Raw genomic sequence first — 20,662 nt, forward strand, 5'->3', positions numbered from 1 at the left:
GTTGTTTTTTGCCAGATGTTTCTGGTTGTGATCGGATTTTCCTGATTGCCTTTTTGAGGTTTTGTTTGGAGAGTTTGATCCTGGCTCAGGACGAACGCTGGCGGCGTGCTTAACACATGCAAGTCGAACGGAAAGGCCCTTCGGGGTACTCGAGTGGCGAACGGGTGAGTAACACGTGGGTGATCTGCCCTGCACTTTGGGATAAGCCTGGGAAACTGGGTCTAATACCGAATATACCTCTTGGATTGCATGATTCTTGGGGGAAAGCTTTTGCGGTGTGGGATGGGCCCGCGGCCTATCAGCTTGTTGGTGGGGTGATGGCCTACCAAGGCGACGACGGGTAGCCGGCCTGAGAGGGTGACCGGCCACACTGGGACTGAGATACGGCCCAGACTCCTACGGGAGGCAGCAGTGGGGAATATTGCACAATGGGCGCAAGCCTGATGCAGCGACGCCGCGTGGGGGATGACGGCCTTCGGGTTGTAAACCTCTTTCAGTAGGGACGAAGCGCAAGTGACGGTACCTACAGAAGAAGGACCGGCCAACTACGTGCCAGCAGCCGCGGTAATACGTAGGGTCCGAGCGTTGTCCGGAATTACTGGGCGTAAAGAGCTCGTAGGTGGTTTGTCGCGTTGTTCGTGAAAACCGGGGCTTAACCCTCGGCGTGCGGGCGATACGGGCAGACTAGAGTACTGCAGGGGAGACTGGAATTCCTGGTGTAGCGGTGGAATGCGCAGATATCAGGAGGAACACCGGTGGCGAAGGCGGGTCTCTGGGCAGTAACTGACGCTGAGGAGCGAAAGCGTGGGGAGCGAACAGGATTAGATACCCTGGTAGTCCACGCCGTAAACGGTGGGTACTAGGTGTGGGTTTCCTTCCTTGGGATCCGTGCCGTAGCTAACGCATTAAGTACCCCGCCTGGGGAGTACGGCCGCAAGGCTAAAACTCAAAGGAATTGACGGGGGCCCGCACAAGCGGCGGAGCATGTGGATTAATTCGATGCAACGCGAAGAACCTTACCTGGGTTTGACATGCACAGGACGCCAGTAGAGATATTGGTTCCCTTGTGGCCTGTGTGCAGGTGGTGCATGGCTGTCGTCAGCTCGTGTCGTGAGATGTTGGGTTAAGTCCCGCAACGAGCGCAACCCTTGTCTCATGTTGCCAGCACGTTATGGTGGGGACTCGTGAGAGACTGCCGGGGTCAACTCGGAGGAAGGTGGGGATGACGTCAAGTCATCATGCCCCTTATGTCCAGGGCTTCACACATGCTACAATGGCCGGTACAAAGGGCTGCGATGCCGTGAGGTGGAGCGAATCCTTTCAAAGCCGGTCTCAGTTCGGATCGGGGTCTGCAACTCGACCCCGTGAAGTCGGAGTCGCTAGTAATCGCAGATCAGCAACGCTGCGGTGAATACGTTCCCGGGCCTTGTACACACCGCCCGTCACGTCATGAAAGTCGGTAACACCCGAAGCCGGTGGCCTAACCCCTTGTGGGAGGGAGCCGTCGAAGGTGGGATCGGCGATTGGGACGAAGTCGTAACAAGGTAGCCGTACCGGAAGGTGCGGCTGGATCACCTCCTTTCTAAGGAGCACCACGAGATCCAGGCCTGCCCGCATCGTGTGGGAGTTCGGGTTCTGGGCGATTCGTGAAGATGGCTCGACCTCTGTAGTGGAGGCGGGTCGGGTGCACAACAAACATGTTCGGTCCGAAGGGAAATCGGGTCGGCGACTGAGATTGCCAGACACACTGTTGGGTCCTGAGGCAACAGGCCCGCGGGCCTCTCCTGTTGGGGAGGGGTGCCGGCTCTCAACATCAGGCGCGTCGGTTGGTTCCGGCGGGGCTGGGGGTTGGGGGTTCTGGTTGCTGCCCTGCTTTGGTGGTGGGGTGTGGTGTTTGATTCGTGGATAGTGGTTGCGAGCATCTGACACAGGTGGTTGTCGCGTTGTATGACGTGGGGAGCGCTTGTGTTGTTTGTATGCAATTTCATTGTTTGAACTCATTTTTTGGTTTTGTGTTGTAAGTGTTTAAGGGCGCATGGTGGATGCCTTGGCACTGGGAGCCGATGAAGGACGTGGGAGGCTGCGATATGCCTCGGGGAGCTGCCAACCGAGCGTGGATCCGAGGATGTCCGAATGGGGAAACCCGGCACGAGTGATGTCGTGTCACCTGTATCTGAATACATAGGGTGCAGGGGGGAACGCGGGGAAGTGAAACATCTCAGTACCCGTAGGAAGAGAAAACAAAAGTGATTCCGTGAGTAGTGGCGAGCGAAAGCGGAGGATGGCTAAACCGTGCACATGTGATACCCGGCAGGGGTTGTGTGTGTGGTGTTGTGGGGTTCGTCGTTCCTGGATCTGCCGGTCTGGGCTGCAGTGAGAAAAGCGTGTGTTAGTCGAACTGGTTTGGGATGGCCGACCGTAGAGGGTGAGAGTCCCGTAGGTGAAAACATGTGCTCTGTAGTGATGTGTCCCCGAGTAGCAGCGGGCCCGTGGAATCTGCTGTGAATCTGCCGGGACCACCCGGTAAGCCTGAATACTTCCCAGTGACCGATAGCGGATTAGTACCGTGAGGGAATGGTGAAAAGTACCCCGGGAGGGGAGTGAAAGAGTACCTGAAACCGTGTGCCTACAATCCGTCAGAGCCCTCGACTTTGTTGTGGGGTGATGGCGTGCCTTTTGAAGAATGAGCCTGCGAGTCAGGGACATGTCGCGAGGTTAACCCGTGTGGGGTAGCCGTAGCGAAAGCGAGTCTGAATAGGGCGTATCCATGCAACAGTGTGTGGTGTAGTGGTGTGTTCTGGACCCGAAGCGGAGTGATCTACCCATGGCCAGGGTGAAGCGACGGTAAGACGTCGTGGAGGCCCGAACCCACTTAGGTTGAAGACTGAGGGGGATGAGCTGTGGGTAGGGGTGAAAGGCCAATCAAACTCCGTGATAGCTGGTTCTCCCCGAAATGCATTTAGGTGCAGCGTTGCATGCTTCTTGTTGGAGGTAGAGCTACTGGATGGCCGATGGGCCTCACAAGGTTACTGACGTCAGCCAAACTCCGAATGCCGACAAGTGAGAGTGTGGCAGTGAGACGGCGGGGGGATAAGCTCCGTGCGTCGAGAGGGAAACAGCCCAGATCGCCGGCTAAGGCCCCTAAGCGTGTGCTAAGTGGAAAAGGATGTGCAGTCGCGAAGACAACCAGGAGGTTGGCTTAGAAGCAGCCACCCTTGAAAGAGTGCGTAATAGCTCACTGGTCAAGTGATTGTGCGCCGATAATGTAGCGGGGCTCAAGCACACCGCCGAAGCCGCGGCAATCCGCCCTTGTGGTGGGTTGGGTAGGGGAGCGTCCTGCATCCGGTGAAGCAGCCTAGTGATGGAGCTGTGGAGGGTGTGGGAGTGAGAATGCAGGCATGAGTAGCGATAAGGCAAGTGAGAACCTTGCCCGCCGAAAGACCAAGGGTTCCTGGGCCAGGCCAGTCCGCCCAGGGTGAGTCGGGACCTAAGGCGAGGCCGACAGGCGTAGTCGATGGACAACGGGTTGATATTCCCGTACCCGTGTGTGAGCGTCCCTGATGAATCAGCGGTACTAACCGCCCAAAAGGCTGCAGATCTGATCCTTCGGGAAAGGACTGTGGCCGGCTGCGCGGGACCTTCGTTGGTAGTAGTCAAGCGATGGGGTGACGCAGGAAGGTAGCCGTACCAGTCAGTGGTTGTACTGGGGTAAGCCTGTAGGGAGAAACCTAGGCAAATCCGGGTTTCACATATCCTGAGAGGTGATGCATAGCCGATTGAGGCGAATTCGGTGATCCTATGCTGCCAAGAAAAGCCTCTAGCGAGTGCACACACGGCCCGTACCCCAAACCGACACAGGTGGTCAGGTAGAGAATACCAAGGCGTACGAGTGAACTATGGTTAAGGAACTCGGCAAAATGCCCCCGTAACTTCGGGAGAAGGGGGACCCACATGGCGTGTAAGCCCTTGCGGCCCAAGCGTGAGTGGGTGGCACAAACCAGTGAGAAGCGACTGTTTACTAAAAACACAGGTCCGTGCGAAGTCGCAAGACGATGTATACGGACTGACGCCTGCCCGGTGCTGGAAGGTTAAGAGGACCGGTTAACCCTTCGGGGTGAAGCTGAGAATTTAAGCCCCAGTAAACGGCGGTGGTAACTATAACCATCCTAAGGTAGCGAAATTCCTTGTCGGGTAAGTTCCGACCTGCACGAATGGCGTAACGACTTCTCAACTGTCTCAACCATAGACTCGGCGAAATTGCATTACGAGTAAAGATGCTCGTTACGCGCGGCAGGACGAAAAGACCCCGGGACCTTCACTACAACTTGGTATTGGAGTTCGGTTCGGTTTGTGTAGGATAGGTGGGAGACTGTGAAGCGGCCACGCCAGTGGTTGTGGAGTCGTTGTTGAAATACCACTCTGATCGTATTGGGCTTCTAACTTCGAACCGTATATCCGGTTCAGGGACAGTGCCTGGCGGGTAGTTTAACTGGGGCGGTTGCCTCCTAAAATGTAACGGAGGCGCCCAAAGGTTCCCTCAACCTGGACGGCAATCAGGTGTTGAGTGTAAGTGCACAAGGGAGCTTGACTGCGAGACGTACATGTCGAGCAGGGACGAAAGTCGGGACTAGTGATCCGGCACCTCTGAGTGGAAGGGGTGTCGCTCAACGGATAAAAGGTACCCCGGGGATAACAGGCTGATCTTCCCCAAGAGTCCATATCGACGGGATGGTTTGGCACCTCGATGTCGGCTCGTCGCATCCTGGGGCTGGAGCAGGTCCCAAGGGTTGGGCTGTTCGCCCATTAAAGCGGCACGCGAGCTGGGTTTAGAACGTCGTGAGACAGTTCGGTCTCTATCCGCCGCGCGCGTCAGAAGCTTGAGGAAATCTGTCCCTAGTACGAGAGGACCGGGACGGACGAACCTCTGGTACACCAGTTGTCCCACCAGGGGCACCGCTGGATAGCCACGTTCGGACAGGATAACCGCTGAAAGCATCTAAGCGGGAAACCCCCTCCAAGACCAGGCTTCTCACCCATTAAGTGGGATAAGGCCCCCCGCAGACCACGGGATCGATAGACCAGACCTAGACGCACAGCAATGTGTGAAGGGAACTGGCACTAACCGGCCGAAAACTTACACACAAACAATGGGATGCCTCGCAACCACACCACACCAAGAATCACCCACCGATTCACACCCCACCACCAAAAAACACTTCCCCCACCACCCGTGGGGGCACTCAAAAACGAGTGAAAATAGAGTTACGGCGGTCCATAGCGGCAGGGAAACGCCCGGTCCCATCCCGAACCCGGAAGCTAAGCCTGCCAGCGCCGATGATACTACCCAACACGGGTGGAAAAGTAGGACACCGCCGAACACACATTAAACCTCGGCCCCCAACTCACGTTGGGGGCCGAGGTGTTTTTGTATGTGCCGTCCTCGTCAATCGAATAGTGTCGGCACCGCGTTATGGAATTGTCTTTCCATTCCGAGCAGCATTCGCTTTCTCTCGATTCCGCCGCCATATCCGGTGAGGCTGCCATTCGCGCCGATCACCCGATGGCACGGCACGATGATGCCGATCGGATTGTGGCCATTGGCCAATCCGACCGCACGGAATGCGCCGGGGGCGTCGATTTGTCGGGCGATCTCCCCGTAGGACCGCGTCTCCCCGTAGGGAATGGTCAGCAGCGCTTCCCAGACTCGGCGCTGAAACGCCGTCCCGACGAGTTCGAGGTCCAGTTCGAACGTCGTGCGTTCTCCGGAGAAATACGCGTCGAGTTGTTCGACGGCAGCGGGGAACGCCGCCTGGTCCGGCTCCCAGCCGTGTCGATTGGGTTCGTAGGTCTGGTCGACCATGCGCAGGTGCATGAGTCGGTTGTCGCGGCCGGCAAGGGTCAGCAGGCCGACGGGGCTGTCGATCGTGCGGAACCGGATCGTCACTGTCGGATCTCCTTCGGGGGCCAGTCGTTGACCGGGTGATCGAGGGCGGTCCACAGGTGCTGGGTCGCATAAGCCCGCCACGGCCGCCATCGCTCACTGTGTGCAGCGAGCGCGCGAGCAGCGTCCGGCAGGTCCAGGTGACGGGCGGCGGTCAGGACCCCGAGGTCCGTGACCGGGAACGCGTCGGGGTCACCGAGGCCACGCATCGCGATCACTTCTGCGGTCCACGGCCCGATGCCCGGCAGTGCGGTGAGTTGCAGACGCGCCTCGTTCCAGTCGCATCCCGGGTCGAGGCGAACGGCGCCGGAGGCCAACGCGGCGACGAGACCGACCACCGAGCGCTGCCGGCTGCGTGGCACCGCCAGATGTCCGGGATCGATGTCGGCGAGCTCGTGGACCGTAGGGAACACGTGGGTCAAACCGCCCTGCGGATCGCTGATCGGCCGACCGTAGTGGACGGCGAGCCGCGCCGCGTGCGTCCGTGCCGCCTTGAGGGACACCTGCTGCCCGAGCACGACGCGGATCGCCAGTTCCGCCTCGTCGACCGTGCGCGGGATGCGCTGCCCGGGAGCCTTCGTGACGAGGGCGGTGAGGTCGGGGTCGGCGCTGAGCGCGTCGACGACGGCCTCGGGGTCGGCGTCGAGATCGAGCAGCCGGCGGCACCGTGCGATGGCGCTGCTCAGATCCCGCAGATCGTCGAGGTGCAGGACGCAGGCGATGTGGTCGTCGCGCGGGGTGAGGCTGACGATGCCGTTGCCCCGCGACAGCCGCAGCGTGCGGCGAAAGGCGCCGTCGCGGAATTCCTCGACGCCCGGAACCGCGCTCGCCGCCAGGTGGCCGAACACCCCCTCCGGGGCGAACGGACGGCGCAGCGGTAGCCGCAGCGCCAGCGTCCCGGCGCCCGCGGTGGGCGATCCGAACCGGCGCCGTGCCTTCCCCCGCAGCGCCGTCGGCGTCGAATCGCATGTGGCGCGGACCGTCTCGTTGAACTGCCGGATGCTCGAGAACCCCGCGGCGAACGCGACATCGGAGAACGGCAGATCGGTCGTCTCGATGAGCACCCGGGCGGTCTGCGAGCGCTGCGCACGGGCCAGCGCCAGCGGATTCGCGCCCACCTCGGCCTGCAGGATGCGCTGAAGCTGCCGTGTCGTGTAGCCGAGGCGCTCGGCCAGGCCGGTGACGCCGTCGCGATCGACCGTGCCGTCGGCGATCAGGCGCATGGCCCGCGCCGCCACGTCGCCACGCACGTTCCACTCGGGGGAACCGGGCGACGCGTCGGGCCGGCAGCGCTTGCAGGCGCGGAAACCGGCGGCCTGCGCGGCCGCCGCGGTGGGGTAGAAGCGCACGTTGCGGGCGAACGGCGGACGGACCGGACAGCTCGGACGGCAGTAGATCCGGGTGGTGAGCACCGCGGTGACGAACCAGCCGTCGAACCGGGCGTCCTTGGACTGCACGGCCCGGTAGCAGCGGTCGAAATCGTCGTACATGCCTAGAGACTTACACGCCGCCACCGACACCACCGGCGGAAAACCGACATCGTGGTGGGCCCGCGAGCGGCCCCTCTTGGCGAGCTCACCCTTGACAACCTACAACCGTTTGGTTGTAGGTTGTGGTGGTGACCGTGATCGACGAGGACCGGGCCGACGCCCTGTTCCACGCGCTTGCCGACCGGACCCGGCGTGACATCCTGCGCCGCGTGCTGACCGGTGAGCACTCGGTCTCCGCGCTCGCGCTGAAGTACGACGTGAGCTTCGCGGCGGTGCAGAAGCATGTCGTCGTCCTCGAGAAGGCCGGCCTGCTGACCAAACGCCGCCGCGGCCGCGAGCAGTTGGCCAGCGGTGACGTGACGGCGGTGCGGTCGGTGGCGGCCATGCTCGCCGACCTCGAAGACATCTGGCGCGGTCGCATCGCCCGTATCGACGAACTCATCGCATCCGATTCACCCGAGGAGAACTGCCCATGCCTGTCACCGACGTCCGGCACGACACCGACAACCTGACGCTGACCATCACCGCCGACTTCGCCGCGCCCGTGGAGCGGATCTGGCAGATCTACGCCGACCCGCGCCAGCTCGAGAAGATCTGGGGTCCGCCCAGCTGCCCGGCCACCGTCGTCGATCACGACCTCACCCCGGGCGGCCGCGTCACGTACGTCATGACCGGACCGGACGGGGAGAAGTACGCCGGGTACTGGGTGGTGACCGCCGTCGACGAACCGAGGAGCTTCGCGTTCGACGACGGCTTCGCCGACGAGGACTTCACGCCCAACGACGAGCTGCCCGTCTCGACGAACGTCTTCACGTTCACCGAGCACGACGGCGGGACCCGCGCGACGTACGTGAGCACGTACGCGTCCGCCGAGAAGCTGCAGCAGGTGCTGGACATGGGCGTGGTCGAGGGCGCGACGTCGGCGATCAACCAGATCGACGGTCTGCTGGCCTGACCGCGCCGCCGGCGGTCTTCCCTAGACTCGTCGGCATGAGTGGCGGTACGGGGCAGGTCGTTTCGGAAGGTCTGCTGAAGATCGAGGACTGCCTGGACGCCGAGGGCAACATCGTCCTGCCGCCCGGCGTCACGCTGATCTCGCTGATCGACCGCAACATCGCCAGCGTCGGGGACGCCGTGGCCTACCGCTACCTCGACCACACCGGCACCGACGACGTCCGCGCCGTCGAACTCACCTGGGCCGAACTCGGCGTGCGACTGCGCGCGATCGGCGCGCGGTTGCAGCGGCTCGCCGCACCCGGCGACCGGGTCGCGATCCTCGCCCCGCAGGGCCTCGACTACGTCACCGGATTCTTCGCCGCGATCAAGGCGGGCACGATCGCGGTGCCGCTGTTCGCGCCCGAATTGCAGGGTCACGCCGAGCGTCTGCAGACCGCGCTCGACGACGCTCGCCCCACTGTCGTGCTCACGACGTCGTCGGCCGCGGGCGCGGTCGAGATCTTCCTCGACGACCTCGCCGGCGTGCCCAGACCGCAGATACTGCTGATCGACGAGATCCCCGATTCCGCGGGAGAGTCGTTCGAGAACAGGGCGATCGACGTCGACGACGTCTCACACCTGCAGTACACCTCCGGCGCCACCCGGGCCCCGGCCGGTGTCGAGATCACCCACCGGGCGGTCGGCACCAACCTGCTGCAGATGATCCTGGCGATCGACCTGCTGGACCGGAACACCCACGGCGTCAGCTGGTTACCGCTCTTCCACGACATGGGGCTGTCCATGATCGGCTTTCCGGCCGTCTACGGTGGCCACTCGACGCTGATGTCGCCGACGGCGTTCCTGCGCCGCCCGCAGCGATGGATCCGCGCGCTGGCAGAGGGGTCCCGCGACGGCCGTGTCGTCACTGCCGCTCCGAACTTCGCCTACGAGTGGACCGCGCAGCGCGGGCTGCCGGAGGCGGGTGAGGACATCGACCTGGCGAACGTGGTCCTCATCATCGGCTCCGAACCGGTCAGCATCGAGGCCGTCGACATGTTCAACGCGGCGTTCGCCCCTTACGGTCTGCCCGCGACGGCGTTCAAACCGTCCTACGGGATCGCCGAGGCCACGCTGTTCGTCTCGACGATCGCGCCGGACGCGCGGGCCACCGTGCGCCACCTCGACCGCGACCAGCTGACCAATGGAAAGGCGGTGCCGGTCGCCGTCGACGCGGAGAACGCCGTACCGCAGGTGTCGTGCGGTCAGATCGCCCGCAGCCAATGGGCGGTGATCGTCGAGCCCGCGGCCGGTGCCGAGCTGCCCGACGGGCACGTGGGAGAGATCTGGCTGCACGGCGAGAACATCGGCCGGGGGTACTGGGGACGGCCCGACGACACCCGCGCGACGTTCGGCGCCGCGCTGACACCCGCCGTCGGTGGACATGCCGACGGCGTTCCCGCCGACGCGCGCTGGCTGCGCACCGGCGACCTCGGCACCTATCTGGACGGTGAGCTGTACGTCACGGGCCGGCTGGCCGACCTGGTGGTGATGGGCGGGCGGCAGCACTACCCGCAGGACATCGAGGCGACCGTGGCCGCGGCGTCACCGCTGGTTCGCCGCGGCCACGCCACCGCGTTCACCGTGCCCGACGAGCAGCTCGTGGTCGTGGCGGAGCGGGCGTCGGGGACGCGCCGCGCCGATCCGGCACCGGCCGTGGACGCGATCCGCGCGGCCGTGCGGCAGCGCCACGGTGTGGACGTCGCTGACGTGCGTTTCGTGCCTGCCGGCGCCATACCGCGGACCACGAGCGGGAAGCTGGCCCGCCGCGCCTGCCGCGCGGAGTATCTCGACGGCACCCTGCGCGGACAGTAGGAGTCAGGCCAGCAGGGCGAGCCGGGTCGGCTCGTCGTGGCCGCGCAGCGTGACCTCGTCGCCCAGTGACCAGCGCGCACGTTCGGCCTCGGAGGCGCGATCGATGGTGTCCGACGAGGCCACCAGCCGGTGCGGTGCCGACTTCGCGAGCTCACACAGCCGGGCCGCCTCGTTGACCGGTTCGCCGATGACGGTGTACTCGAACCGCTCCTTGGCGCCGACATTGCCCGCGACGACCTGACCCGCGGCCACGCCGATGCCGGCCTGGCACTCCGGCACTTCGTCGGCCAGCCGCGTCGCGATCGCCCGGGCCGCCGACAGCGCCTCGTCCTCGGCGTTGTCGAGCGCGACCGGGGCGCCGAACACGGCCAGCACCGCATCGCCCTCGAACTTGTTGACCAGGCCGTGATGGCGATCGACCTCGTCGACGATCACTGCGAAGAACCGATTGAGCAGTTCGACGATCTCGGCCGCGGGACGGCTGGTGACCATCTGAGTCGATCCGATGATGTCGACGAAAACCACTGCGGCGTGGCGCTCTTCGCCGCCGAGCTCGATCTGCTGCTTCTCGGCCGCCAGAGCGACTTCGCGCCCGACGTGGCGGCCGAACAGGTCGCGCACCCGTTCGCGTTCGCGCAGCCCCTCGACCATCTTGTTGAAACCCCGCTGCAGCTCACCGAGCTCGGTGCCGTCGAACACCACCAGCTCGCAGTCGAAGTCGCCCCGTTCGACGTTCTTGAGCGCCGCGCGCACCACCCGCACCGGCGTCGCGATCAGCCAGGACAGCAGCCACATCAGGATTAGCCCGAACAGCAGTGCCACCATCGCGATGATCATCACCGCGACCCCGAACTGCGTGGCGGTCAGATTCTGCATCGAGAGCGAGAACACGGCGAGCAGGAGGATGCCCAGCACGGGCACTCCGGAGCCGAGCAGCCAGACCGTCATGGTGCGGCCCATGACCCCGTGCGCGAACCGGCGCGGTGGGCGGCCCGCTTCGAGCGCCTGGGCGGCGATCGGCCGCAGCGAGAACTCGGTGATCAGATAGGAGGCCGTGGCCACCACGATGCCGGGGAAGCCCACGGCGAACAGGAACCGGGGGATGAAGGCCGAGTTTTGCAGGCCGTACAGCAGCGTCAGCAGTGCGGTACCGAACCCCCAGAAGAGGAGCAGCATCTTCGCCACCTGCCACGGCGCACGGAACACGTTGTGCTGGTCGGTGCGGGTGGGGGTGCGCTCTTCGATGGCCCATCGCAACGTGCGGACCGTATGGGTGGTGATCCAGGTCGTGCCGAAGATCAGTGCGACCACCATGTATGCGGGCACCACACCCCAGGTCAACCACGCCGGCGCGTCGGAGAACACACTCGGCACGGGGATGGCCACGGCGTTGAGGAGCAGCGAGACCACGATGCCCAGGATGTTGGTGAGCAGGATGAAGAACGTGAGGATGACCTGGATGCGGATGCGCCGGCGCCGTTGATCCTCTTCGGGCTTGCCCAGCAGCCAGGAGCCGTAGTCGGGAGTGTCCGGCAGCCGCCCGCTCTGCCTGGTCACCTTCTCCAGGAGGAGGCCCAGTCGCTGTGGAACGCTCTTTTTGGCGGTCGTCGTCGCGTCCATTGTGTCGCCAGCCTAATTTGCGCGCGTCCACAGACCCTAATGTTGTGCGGGTGCGTCTCGTCATCGCCCAGTGCACGGTCGACTACATCGGCCGACTGACCGCCCATCTGCCCTCTGCACGCCGACTGCTGTTGTTCAAAGCCGACGGCTCGGTCAGCGTGCACGCCGACGATCGAGCCTACAAACCGCTCAACTGGATGAGTCCGCCGTGCTGGTTGAAGGAGGAGGACGGCGACGGCCACCCGGTGTGGGTGGTGGAGAACAAGGCCGGTGAGCAGTTGCGGATCACCGTCGAGGAGGTCGAGCACGATTCGAGCCACGAGCTCGGCGTGGATCCCGGCCTTGTCAAGGACGGCGTCGAGGCGCACCTGCAGAAGCTGCTCGCCGAGCACGTCGAACTGCTCGGCGCCGGGTACACCCTCGTACGCCGCGAGTACATGACCGCGATCGGGCCGGTGGACCTGCTGTGCCGCGACGAGGCCGGCCGTTCGGTGGCCGTGGAGATCAAGCGCCGCGGCGAGATCGACGGAGTCGAACAACTCACCCGCTACCTCGAACTGCTCAACCGCGACACGCTGCTGGCGCCGGTCAGTGGCGTGTTCGCCGCCCAGCAGATCAAACCGCAGGCGCGCACGCTGGCCACCGACCGCGGAATTCGTTGCCTGATACTCGATTACGACCAGATGCGCGGTATGGACAGCGACGAGTACAAGCTGTTCTGAGCCCCTAGACTGCGCACATGCCCAGGCGTCGCCCACCGCCGCGGCGGTCGCGTCCGCTGCCTCCGGTCTTCAGCGAGCGGCGCGTCGAGGCGGGTCCGGACGGGTACGACTACGAGGTGCGTCCGGTGGCGGGTTCCCGCGCCACCAAGACCTACCGGTGTCCGGGCTGCGATCACGAGATCCGGCCCGGCACAGCCCATCTGGTGGTCTGGCCGGCGGACGCGGGGGAGGCGGCCGTCGACGACCGCAGGCACTGGCACACGCCGTGCTGGACGCACCGGGCCACGCGGGGCCCGACGCGCCGATGGTCCTAGCGGATCAGTGCTCGGCCGCGGGTTCGACGAGCTCGATGAGAACGCCGCCGCCGTCCTTGGGATGGATGAAGTTGATGCGCGAGTTCGAGGTGCCGCGGCGGGGCGCGTCGTAGATCAGCCGCACGCCCTGCTCGCGCAACCGCTCGCTGAGCGTGTCGAGGTCACTGACGCGGTAGGCGAACTGCTGCAGGCCGGGGCCGCGCTTGTCGAGGAACTTCGCGATGGTCGATGAGTCGTCGATCGGCGCCATCAACTGGATCTGGGTGCTGCCGACCGCCGCGCCGCGCACCGAGAGCATGGCCTCGCGGATGCCCTGCTCTTCGTTGACCTCTTCGTGCAGCACGATCATGCCGAGGTGGTCGTGGTACCACCGGATCGCCTCGTCCAGATCCCGCACCGCGATACCGACGTGATCGATCGCGGTGACCAGGGCGGTGGCCAGTACTGGACGGGCGTCAATTTGCTCGGCAGTCATATCGCAAAGGTAACCTAACGGCATCGGTTCCGAACACTCTAGGTCAGCTGTATAACCCCACCGGAGCCGCCCGAAACCCGCTTGGAGGTAGTGATGACGACGTCGGTGATAGTTGCTGGAGCCCGGACGCCGGTAGGCAAGCTGATGGGTTCGCTGAAGGACTTCTCGGGCACCGACCTGGGCGCGATCGCCATCAAGGCCGCGCTCGAGAAGGCGGGTGTCGCACCGTCGGCCGTCGAGTACGTGATCATGGGCCAGGTGCTCACCGCGGGCGCCGGGCAGATGCCGGCCCGCCAGGCGGCAGTGGCCGCGGGCATCCCGTGGGACGTGCCCGCGCTGACCATCAACAAGATGTGCCTGTCGGGCATCGACGCGATCGCGCTCGCGGACCAGCTGATCCGCGCCGGTGAGTTCGACGTGGTGGTGGCCGGCGGCCAGGAGTCGATGAGCCAGGCGCCGCACCTGCTGATGAACAGCCGCTCGGGGTACAAGTACGGCGACGTGACGGCGGTCGACCACATGGCCTACGACGGGCTTCACGACGTCTTCACCGACCAGCCGATGGGCGCCCTCACCGAGCAGCGCAACGACGTCGACCAGTTCACCCGCGCGCAGCAGGACGAGTACGCCGCGCAGTCCCACCAGCGGGCTGCCGCGGCGTGGAAGGACGGCGTGTTCGCCGACGAGGTGGTGCCGGTGTCGATCCCGCAGCGCAAGGGCGATCCGCTCGAGTTCAACGAGGACGAGGGCATCCGCGCCAACACCACCGCCGATTCCCTGGCCGGACTCAAGCCCGCGTTCCGCAAGGACGGCACGATCACCGCGGGCTCGGCGTCGCAGATCTCCGACGGCGCCTGCGCGGTCGTGGTGATGAACAAGGCCAAGGCCGAGGAGCTGGGCCTGACGTGGCTGGCCGAGGTCGGTGCGCACGGCGTGGTCGCCGGACCCGACTCCACGCTGCAGTCGCAGCCCGCCAATGCGGTCAAGAAGGCGATCGCCAAGGAAGGCATCACCGCCGACCAGCTCGACGTCATCGAACTGAACGAGGCGTTCGCCGCGGTCGCTTTGGCCTCCACCCGGGAGCTCGGCGTCGACCCCGACAAGGTGAACACCAACGGCGGCGCGATCGCGATCGGCCACCCGATCGGCATGTCCGGCGCACGCATCACGTTGCACGCGGCGCTCGAACTGGCTCGCAAGGGCTCGGGCTACGCGGTGGCGGCGCTGTGCGGTGCGGGCGGGCAGGGCGACGCGCTGATCCTGCGGCGCCCCTGACCCGCCGCCAACGGTTCTACGACGGCTTGTAGTAATCGCGGCGGGGTTAGGGCACAATGGCGGCCATGACTGGCGCTTTCGATCTGCGTAGCTCTGTCGGGTGGCTCCGGCTCGTCGGCCTGCTCGAGGCCGTCAGCTGGGTGGGCCTGTTGCTGGGGATGTACTTCAAGTACCTCGGCAGCCCCCGCACCGAGATCGGGGTGAAGGTGTTCGGGCCGGTGCACGGCGGGGTGTTCGTCGCGTTCCTGGTCGCGGCCGTCGTCGCCGGTCTCGCTCTGAAGTGGGGGGCCGTCACATGGTTGCTGGCGCTGTTGGCCAGCATCGTGCCGCTGGGGACTGTGATCTTCCTCATATGGGCCGAGCGCACCGGTCGGATGGGCGGTGCCGAGGCCGTCTCGACCATGGGTCGGCCGGGCCGCCCGGCACCCGAAACAACGTGACAGACTTGCACGCGTGACACGTCCACGACCTTCCATCGGGCCGGCACTGGCCGGTGCGGTTGATCTGTCCGCGCTCAAGCAACGCCCCGCCGCCGAGTCGGCGCCCGGCGGCGCCGGGACCGGCGGCCCCGGCGGCGTCGAGGTCACCGAGGCCAACCTCGAAGCCGAGGTGCTGATCCGCTCCAGTCAGGTCCCCGTCGTCGTGCTGCTCTGGTCGCCGCGCAGCGACGCCAGCGTGGCGCTGGGGCAGACGCTCGCCGACCTGGCCGGTGCCGACGCCGGCAAGTGGTCGCTGGCGACGGTCAACGTCGACACCACCCCGCGGGTGGCCCAGATGTTCGGCGTCCAGGCGGTGCCGACGGTCGTCGCGCTCGCCGGTGGCCAGCCGATCTCGAGTTTCCAGGGGCCGCAGCCGGCCGATCAGCTGCGCCGCTGGGTCGACTCGCTGCTCGAGGCGACGGCGGGCAAGCTCGCCGGATCCGGCGATGCCGATCAGCCCGAACAGGTCGACCCCGCGGTCGCCCAGGCGCGCGCAGCCCTGGACGCCGGTGACTTCGACGCGGCGCTGAACGCCTACCAGGCGATCCTCGACACGCAGCCCAACCACACCGAGGCCAAGGGCGCGGTCCGGCAGATCATGTTCCTGCAGCGCGCGACGACGCAGCGCCCGGACGCGGTCGCCGTCGCCGACGCCGCACCCGACGACGTCGAGGCCGCGTTCGCCGCCGCCGACGTCGAGATCCTGCAGCAGCAGGTCGAGCCCGCCTTCGACCGGCTCATCGCGCTGGTCAAGCGCACCGCCGGGGACGACCGCACGAAGGTGCGCACCCGGCTCATCGAGCTGTTCGAACTCTTCGACCCGGCCGACCCCGAGGTGATCGCGGGCCGGCGCAAGCTCGCCAACGCCCTGTACTGACGCCACACCCCGCCGAGACTGCTAGGAGATCGCCGCTTCGGCGGTTTTCGTGATCTCCCAGCAGTCTCGGCGAAGGGGCCTACGACAGCGGCGGGTCGGTTGCGGGCTCCTGCTCGACGGGCGCGTCGTCGGGCACCGGTTCGAACCACAGCGCCGACAGCGGCGGCAGCACCATCACCGCCGAGGCGGGCCGGCCGTGCCACGGCTCGTCGGTCGCCTGGACCGCGCCGTAATTGCCGATACCCGCACCGTTGTAGTCGGTCGCGTCGGTGTTGAGCACCTCACGCCACGTTCCGGCGTGCGGCAGGCCCAGCCGGTAGTGGCTGTGCTCGGTGCCGGAGAAGTTGAACACGCAGGCCAGCACCGAACCGTCGTCGCCGTAACGCAGGAAGCTCAGCACGTTGTTGGTCGAGTCGTTGGCGTCGATCCACGAGTAGCCCTCGGGGCTGGTGTCGTGCGACCACAGGGACCGGCGGCTGGTGTAGATCCGGTTCATGTCCGAGACCATCCGCAGGATGCCGCCCGAGTAGCTGTTCTCGTCGAGCTGGTACCAGTCGACGCCGCGCTCCTCGGACCACTCCGCGCGCTGGCCGAACTCCTGGCCCTGGAACAGCAGCTGCTTGCCGGGATGCGCCCACTGGTAGGCCAGCAGCTGGCGGACGCCCGCCGCCTTGCGGTGGTCGTCGCCGGGCATCCGGCCCCACAGCGTGCCCTTGCCGTGCACCACCTCGTCGTGGCTGATGGGCAGCACGTAGTTCTCGCTGAACGCGTAGAGCATCGAGAACGTCATCTCGTGGTGGTGGTAGCTGCGGTGGATCGGGTCACGGCTGATGAACGCCAGCGTGTCGTTCATCCAGCCCATGTTCCACTTCATCGAGAAGCCCAGCCCGCCCAGATTGGTGGGGCGGGTGACGCCGGGCCACGACGTCGACTCCTCGGCGATGGTGACGATGCCCGGACTGGCCTTGTGCACCGTGGCGTTCATCTCCTGCAGGAACTGCACCGCCTCGAGGTTCTCGCGGCCGCCGTAGATGTTCGGCGTCCAGCCGCCCTCGGGGCGGGAGTAGTCGAGGTAGAGCATCGAGGCGACCGCGTCCACGCGCAGCCCGTCGACGTGGAACTCCTGCAGCCAGTACAGCGCGTTGGCCACCAGGAAGTTGCGTACCTCCGACCGGCCGAAGTCGAAAACGTAGGTGCCCCAGTCCAACTGCTCACCGCGGCGCGGGTCGGCGTGTTCGTAGAGCGGGGTGCCGTCGAAGCGGCCGAGCGCCCACGCGTCCTTCGGGAAGTGGGCGGGCACCCAGTCGACGATGACGCCGATGCCGGCCTGGTGCAGCCGGTCGACGAGGTACCGGAAGTCGTCGGGAGTTCCCAGACGCGAGGTCGGCGCGTAGTACGACGTGACCTGGTAACCCCAGGAGCCGCCGAACGGGTGCTCGGCCACCGGCAGCATCTCGACGTGGGTGAACCCGTTGTCGAGGACGTATTCGGTGAGCCGGTCGGCCAGTTCCCGGTAGGACAGGCCGGGCCGCCACGACATCAGGTGCACCTCGAGGGTGCTCATCGGCTCGAACACCGGGTTCTGGGCGGCCCGCTGCGCCATCCACTCGTCGTCGGCCCAGGTGTAGTCGCTCTTGGTGACCCGCGAAGCGGTCTGCGGCGGCACCTCGGTGGCGAACGCCATCGGATCGGCGCGCTCGCTGACCACACCGTCGGCGCCGTGGATGCGGAACTTGTAGAGGCCGTCGATCGGGAAGTCCGGCCAGAACAGCTCCCACACCCCGGTGGAGCCGAGCACGCGCAGCTGCGCCTCGTTGCCCTCCCAGTGGTTGAAGTCGCCGATCAGCTGGACGCCCTTGGCGTTGGGCGCCCACACCGCGAACGACACGCCCTCGACCACCCCGTCGGGTGTGGTGAAGCTGCGCGGATGCGCGCCGAGCACCTCCCACAACCGTTCGTGGCGGCCCTCGGAGAACAGGTGCAGATCCATCTCGCCCAGCGTGGGCAGGAACCGGTACGCATCCGCGGTGTGGTGCACGTGCGGCTGGTCGCCGCCATGGTCGTAGCTCACCTCGAGGCGGTAGTCGATCAGCCCGGTGAACGGCAGGGTCACCGCGAACACGCCCGCCTCCAGATGGGTGAAGACGTGGCGCTCGCCGCCGATGACCGCGGCGACCTCGGTCGCGTGCGGACGGTAGGCCCGGATCACCGTGTGGTCTTCGTACTCGTGGGCGCCGAGGATCGAGTGCGGGTCGTGGTGTTCACCGGCGAGCAGCCGGTTGAGGTCGGCGGTGTGCGGCCGCAGATGCGGGCTCGTCGTCGTGCCGCTCGTCGTGGTGCTGCTCGTCGTGGTGGTGGTCGTGGTCGTGTCGTCGTTCATTCGCGATGTTTCGGCCATGCGTGTGTCACTCCCTACGCAGTAGGTTGAGGCGTTGATCGGCGGGCACCTGGGGCATGTTCAGCACGTGCGCCACCGCCCTGGAGGGTTCGATGCGTACGTAGTTCGACTGACCCCACTGGTATTCCTCTCCGGTGATCTCGTCGCGCACCCAGAACCTGTCGTAAGGCTCCATTCCCAATGCGGCCATGTCCAACCACAAAGTGGCCTCCTCGGGCCCGAATGGGTTGAGCGTCACCACGACCAGAACCTGATCGCCGGTGGCCGGGTCGAACTTGCTGTAGGCCAGGATGGCGTCGTTGTCGGGGTAGTGGAACTTGATGGTGCGCAGTTCGTGCAGCGCCGGGTGCACGCGGCGAATCTCGTTGAGCCGCGTGATGAACGGTTCGAGTGATTCGCCGTCGGCCAGCGCGGCGTCGAAATCGCGAGGACGCAGCTCGTACTTCTCGGAGTTGAGGTACTCCTCGCTGCCTTCGCGCACCGGGCGGTGTTCGAACAGCTCGTACCCGGAGTACACGCCCCACACCGAACTCATCGTCGACGCCAGCACCGCGCGGATCGCGAACATGCCCGGCCCGCCGTGCTGCAGGCTCTCGTGCAGGATGTCCGGGGTGTTGACGAACAGGTTCGGCCGCGCATAGTCGGCGTGCTCGGCGATCTGCTCGCCGAACTCGGTCAGCTCACTCTTCGACGTCCGCCACGTGAAGTACGTATACGACTGCGTGTAACCGAGTTTCGCCAACCCGTAGAGGCGGGCCGGACGGGTGAACGCCTCGGCGAGGAACAGGACGTCGGGGTCCTCGTTCTTGATCTCGCCGATCAGCCACGCCCAGAAGTTGGGCGGTTTGGTGTGCGGATTGTCGACGCGAAAGACCTTCACCCCGTGTGAGATCCAGAACCGGACCACCCGCAGCACTTCCATGTACAGCCCGGCCGGGTCGTTGTCGAAGTTCAGCGGATAGATGTCCTGGTACTTCTTCGGCGGGTTCTCCGCGTAGGCGATGGTGCCGTCGGGCAGCACGGTGAACCACTCCGGGTGGTCGCGCGCCCACGGATGATCCGGCGCACACTGAAGCGCCAGGTCGAGCGCCACCTCGAGGCCCTCGCTGCGCGCGGCGGCGACGAACTCGTCGAAGTCGTCGATCGTGCCCAGCTCAGGATGGACCGCGTCGTGCCCACCCTCGTCGCTGCCGATCGCCCACGGGGAGCCGACGTCGTGGGGTCCGGCGGTGACGCTGTTGTTCGGACCTTTGCGGTGCACCTTGCCGATGGGGTGGATCGGCGGCAGGTAGACCACGTCGAAACCCATCCGGGCGACGCGCGGCAGCGCCTTGGTGGCGGTCGCAAACGTGCCGTGCACCGGGTTGCCCTGGCTGTCCCAGCCGCCGGTGGAGCGGGGGAAGAACTCGTACCAGGAGCCGAACCGGGCCAGTGGGCGATCCACCCACACGCCGTATTGCTCACCGCGGGTGATCAATTCGCGCAACGGATACTGGTCGAGCAGTGCGGACACATCGGCCGCCAGCGCGGCGCCGGCGCGGGTGAACGGATCGCCGGGCTCCCGCAACTGCTCGGCCGCCTGGATCAGCGGGTAGCGGTCCTGGCGGGGGACGCCTGCGGCGGCACGCTCGAGCAGACGGGCGCCCACCAGCAGGTCGTTGTTCAGCTCCGACTCGCTCTGGCCGGCGTCGAGCTTGGCGACCACGTTGTGGCGCCACGTCGCGATCGGGTCGCCCCAGCCGTCGACGCGGTACGTCCACAGTCCCACCGTGTCGGGGACGAACTGTCCGTGGAAGACGTCCGGCGTACGGCCCTGGCTCATCGGCAGCGCCTGCGGTTTGATGCGCGGCGACGGGGAGACGACCTCCTCGATCGGGACGGCCTTCGCGGTGCTCACCCGGCCCACCGGGGCCTCGGCGAGTTCGGGGTACGTGGTGCCGTGATAGCGCACGACCAGTGTCGCGGAGACCGCGTCGTGCCCCTCACGCCATACCGTGGCGCGCACCGGCACCACTTCACCCACCACCGCTTTGGCCGGATACCTACCGCCGGACACCACGGGCGCGACGTCATCGATTCCGATACGGCCGGCCACCACCACTCCTCACGAATTTCGGCGCGACCACCAGCATCGTCGGCGTGGCCACTTTGTCGGTTATGTGTCGGTTGGTCCTCTGACCTTCTCCGCGCCCTATACCCACCGTAGTGCGCGGCCCAACCCGAAGCCGGCCAAGGAATCGGTGAGACGCTGCGGGGCGCGGAG

Annotated in this window: 14 protein-coding genes and 3 rRNA genes; 11 read left to right on the forward strand and 6 right to left on the reverse strand. The window is 65.7% G+C overall.

What is annotated here, in order from left to right; genetic code table 11:
* The first annotated feature begins 62 nt into the window (after positions 1 to 62).
* From G6N30_RS02045 to rrf, 3 genes are all read left to right on the forward strand, one after another.
* A 16S ribosomal RNA gene (locus G6N30_RS02045) occupies positions 63 to 1,582 on the forward strand.
* Between the two features lie 433 nt (positions 1,583 to 2,015).
* A 23S ribosomal RNA gene (locus tag G6N30_RS02050) occupies positions 2,016 to 5,142 on the forward strand.
* Between the two features lie 121 nt (positions 5,143 to 5,263).
* Positions 5,264 to 5,378: ribosomal RNA gene (gene rrf / locus G6N30_RS02055) — 5S ribosomal RNA — on the forward strand.
* Together the 16S, 23S and 5S rRNA genes form the textbook arrangement of a ribosomal RNA operon.
* A gap of 65 nt (positions 5,379 to 5,443) precedes the next feature.
* Here rrf and G6N30_RS02060 read toward each other — a convergent pair.
* Together G6N30_RS02060 and G6N30_RS02065 are read right to left on the reverse strand one after the other, a co-directional pair.
* Positions 5,444 to 5,944: a methylated-DNA--[protein]-cysteine S-methyltransferase gene (locus tag G6N30_RS02060; protein WP_134059350.1), complete on the reverse strand. Its 501-nt coding sequence runs from the start codon at positions 5,942 to 5,944 to the stop codon at positions 5,444 to 5,446.
* Positions 5,941 to 7,431 carry a DNA-3-methyladenine glycosylase 2 family protein gene (locus G6N30_RS02065; RefSeq protein ID WP_134059353.1) on the reverse strand — a complete coding sequence of 497 codons (1,491 nt, stop codon included), beginning with the start codon at positions 7,429 to 7,431 and terminating at the stop codon, positions 5,941 to 5,943. The genes G6N30_RS02060 and G6N30_RS02065 overlap by 4 nt, the downstream gene beginning before the upstream one ends.
* Before the next feature lie 128 nt (positions 7,432 to 7,559).
* On the opposite strand from G6N30_RS02065, the gene G6N30_RS02070 reads away from it, so the two are divergent.
* From G6N30_RS02070 to G6N30_RS02080, 3 genes are read left to right on the forward strand one after another with little or no spacing between them, the layout of a single operon-like run.
* Positions 7,560 to 7,943 carry an ArsR/SmtB family transcription factor gene (locus G6N30_RS02070; RefSeq protein WP_163687339.1) on the forward strand — a complete coding sequence of 128 codons (384 nt, stop codon included), beginning with the start codon at positions 7,560 to 7,562 and terminating at the stop codon, positions 7,941 to 7,943.
* On the forward strand, positions 7,904 to 8,386 hold the full coding sequence (locus tag G6N30_RS02075; RefSeq protein WP_134059359.1) for an SRPBCC family protein: 483 nt from the start codon (positions 7,904 to 7,906) through the stop codon (positions 8,384 to 8,386). Before G6N30_RS02070 ends, G6N30_RS02075 begins: the two co-directional genes overlap by 40 nt.
* A 35-nt stretch (positions 8,387 to 8,421) precedes the next feature.
* Positions 8,422 to 10,239 (forward strand): fatty acyl-AMP ligase, encoded by a 1,818-nt coding sequence (locus tag G6N30_RS02080; RefSeq protein ID WP_134059362.1) that lies wholly within the window; start codon positions 8,422 to 8,424, stop codon positions 10,237 to 10,239.
* A gap of 3 nt (positions 10,240 to 10,242) precedes the next feature.
* Here the strand turns inward: G6N30_RS02080 and G6N30_RS02085 are convergent, their stop codons facing one another.
* Entirely contained in the window at positions 10,243 to 11,859 is a 1,617-nt protein-coding gene (locus tag G6N30_RS02085; protein WP_134059365.1) for an adenylate/guanylate cyclase domain-containing protein, read from the reverse strand.
* A 50-nt stretch (positions 11,860 to 11,909) separates the two neighbouring features.
* Here G6N30_RS02085 and nucS point away from each other — a divergent pair, with 50 nt between their 5' ends.
* Positions 11,910 to 12,581, forward strand: coding sequence for an endonuclease NucS (gene nucS, locus G6N30_RS02090; RefSeq protein ID WP_134059368.1), 672 nt, complete (start codon positions 11,910 to 11,912; stop codon positions 12,579 to 12,581).
* Positions 12,582 to 12,598: 17 nt separating this feature from the next.
* On the forward strand, positions 12,599 to 12,895 hold the full coding sequence (locus tag G6N30_RS02095; RefSeq protein ID WP_134059371.1) for an Rv1322 family protein: 297 nt from the start codon (positions 12,599 to 12,601) through the stop codon (positions 12,893 to 12,895).
* Positions 12,896 to 12,899: 4 nt separating this feature from the next.
* Here the strand turns inward: G6N30_RS02095 and mce are convergent, their stop codons facing one another.
* Positions 12,900 to 13,370, reverse strand: a complete 471-nt coding sequence (gene mce / locus G6N30_RS02100; protein ID WP_134059374.1) for a methylmalonyl-CoA epimerase — start codon at positions 13,368 to 13,370, stop codon at positions 12,900 to 12,902.
* 93 nt (positions 13,371 to 13,463) lie between these two features.
* Between mce and G6N30_RS02105 the strand changes: the two genes are divergently transcribed.
* The 3 genes from G6N30_RS02105 to G6N30_RS02115 are packed head-to-tail and all read left to right on the forward strand — an operon-like array spanning position 13,464 to position 16,001.
* The gene (locus G6N30_RS02105) at positions 13,464 to 14,645 is read left to right on the forward strand and encodes an acetyl-CoA C-acetyltransferase (RefSeq protein ID WP_134059377.1); all 1,182 of its coding nucleotides are present in this window, start codon (positions 13,464 to 13,466) and stop codon (positions 14,643 to 14,645) included.
* 56 nt (positions 14,646 to 14,701) lie between these two features.
* Entirely contained in the window at positions 14,702 to 15,085 is a 384-nt protein-coding gene (locus G6N30_RS02110) for a DUF3817 domain-containing protein (protein WP_134059380.1), read from the forward strand.
* A gap of 13 nt (positions 15,086 to 15,098) precedes the next feature.
* Positions 15,099 to 16,001 carry a tetratricopeptide repeat protein gene (locus G6N30_RS02115; RefSeq protein ID WP_134059382.1) on the forward strand — a complete coding sequence of 301 codons (903 nt, stop codon included), beginning with the start codon at positions 15,099 to 15,101 and terminating at the stop codon, positions 15,999 to 16,001.
* Between the two features lie 79 nt (positions 16,002 to 16,080).
* On the opposite strand, the gene glgB is transcribed toward G6N30_RS02115, so the two are convergent.
* Complete coding sequence (gene glgB, locus G6N30_RS02120) at positions 16,081 to 18,381, reverse strand: 1,4-alpha-glucan branching protein GlgB (protein ID WP_234880306.1); 2,301 nt, start codon at positions 18,379 to 18,381, stop codon at positions 16,081 to 16,083.
* Between the two features lie 25 nt (positions 18,382 to 18,406).
* Positions 18,407 to 20,494, reverse strand: a complete 2,088-nt coding sequence (locus tag G6N30_RS02125; protein WP_134059384.1) for an alpha-1,4-glucan--maltose-1-phosphate maltosyltransferase — start codon at positions 20,492 to 20,494, stop codon at positions 18,407 to 18,409.
* Positions 20,495 to 20,662: the final 168 nt, after the last annotated feature.

Origin of the sequence: Mycolicibacterium litorale, assembly GCF_010731695.1 — a bacterium.
GTDB lineage: Bacteria > Actinomycetota > Actinomycetes > Mycobacteriales > Mycobacteriaceae > Mycobacterium > Mycobacterium litorale.

Coding starts and splice junctions, on each gene's coding strand:
- G6N30_RS02080 (WP_134059362.1), top strand. CDS start 8,422: ATGAGTGGCGGTACGGGGCAGGTCGTTTCGGAAGGTCTGCTGAAGATC.
- glgB (WP_234880306.1), bottom strand. CDS start 18,381: ATGAACGACGACACGACCACGACCACCACCACGACGAGCAGCACCACG.
- G6N30_RS02065 (WP_134059353.1), bottom strand. CDS start 7,431: ATGTACGACGATTTCGACCGCTGCTACCGGGCCGTGCAGTCCAAGGAC.
- G6N30_RS02110 (WP_134059380.1), top strand. CDS start 14,702: ATGGCGGCCATGACTGGCGCTTTCGATCTGCGTAGCTCTGTCGGGTGG.
- G6N30_RS02075 (WP_134059359.1), top strand. CDS start 7,904: ATGCCTGTCACCGACGTCCGGCACGACACCGACAACCTGACGCTGACC.
- mce (WP_134059374.1), bottom strand. CDS start 13,370: ATGACTGCCGAGCAAATTGACGCCCGTCCAGTACTGGCCACCGCCCTG.
- G6N30_RS02105 (WP_134059377.1), top strand. CDS start 13,464: ATGACGACGTCGGTGATAGTTGCTGGAGCCCGGACGCCGGTAGGCAAG.
- G6N30_RS02085 (WP_134059365.1), bottom strand. CDS start 11,859: ATGGACGCGACGACGACCGCCAAAAAGAGCGTTCCACAGCGACTGGGC.
- G6N30_RS02095 (WP_134059371.1), top strand. CDS start 12,599: ATGCCCAGGCGTCGCCCACCGCCGCGGCGGTCGCGTCCGCTGCCTCCG.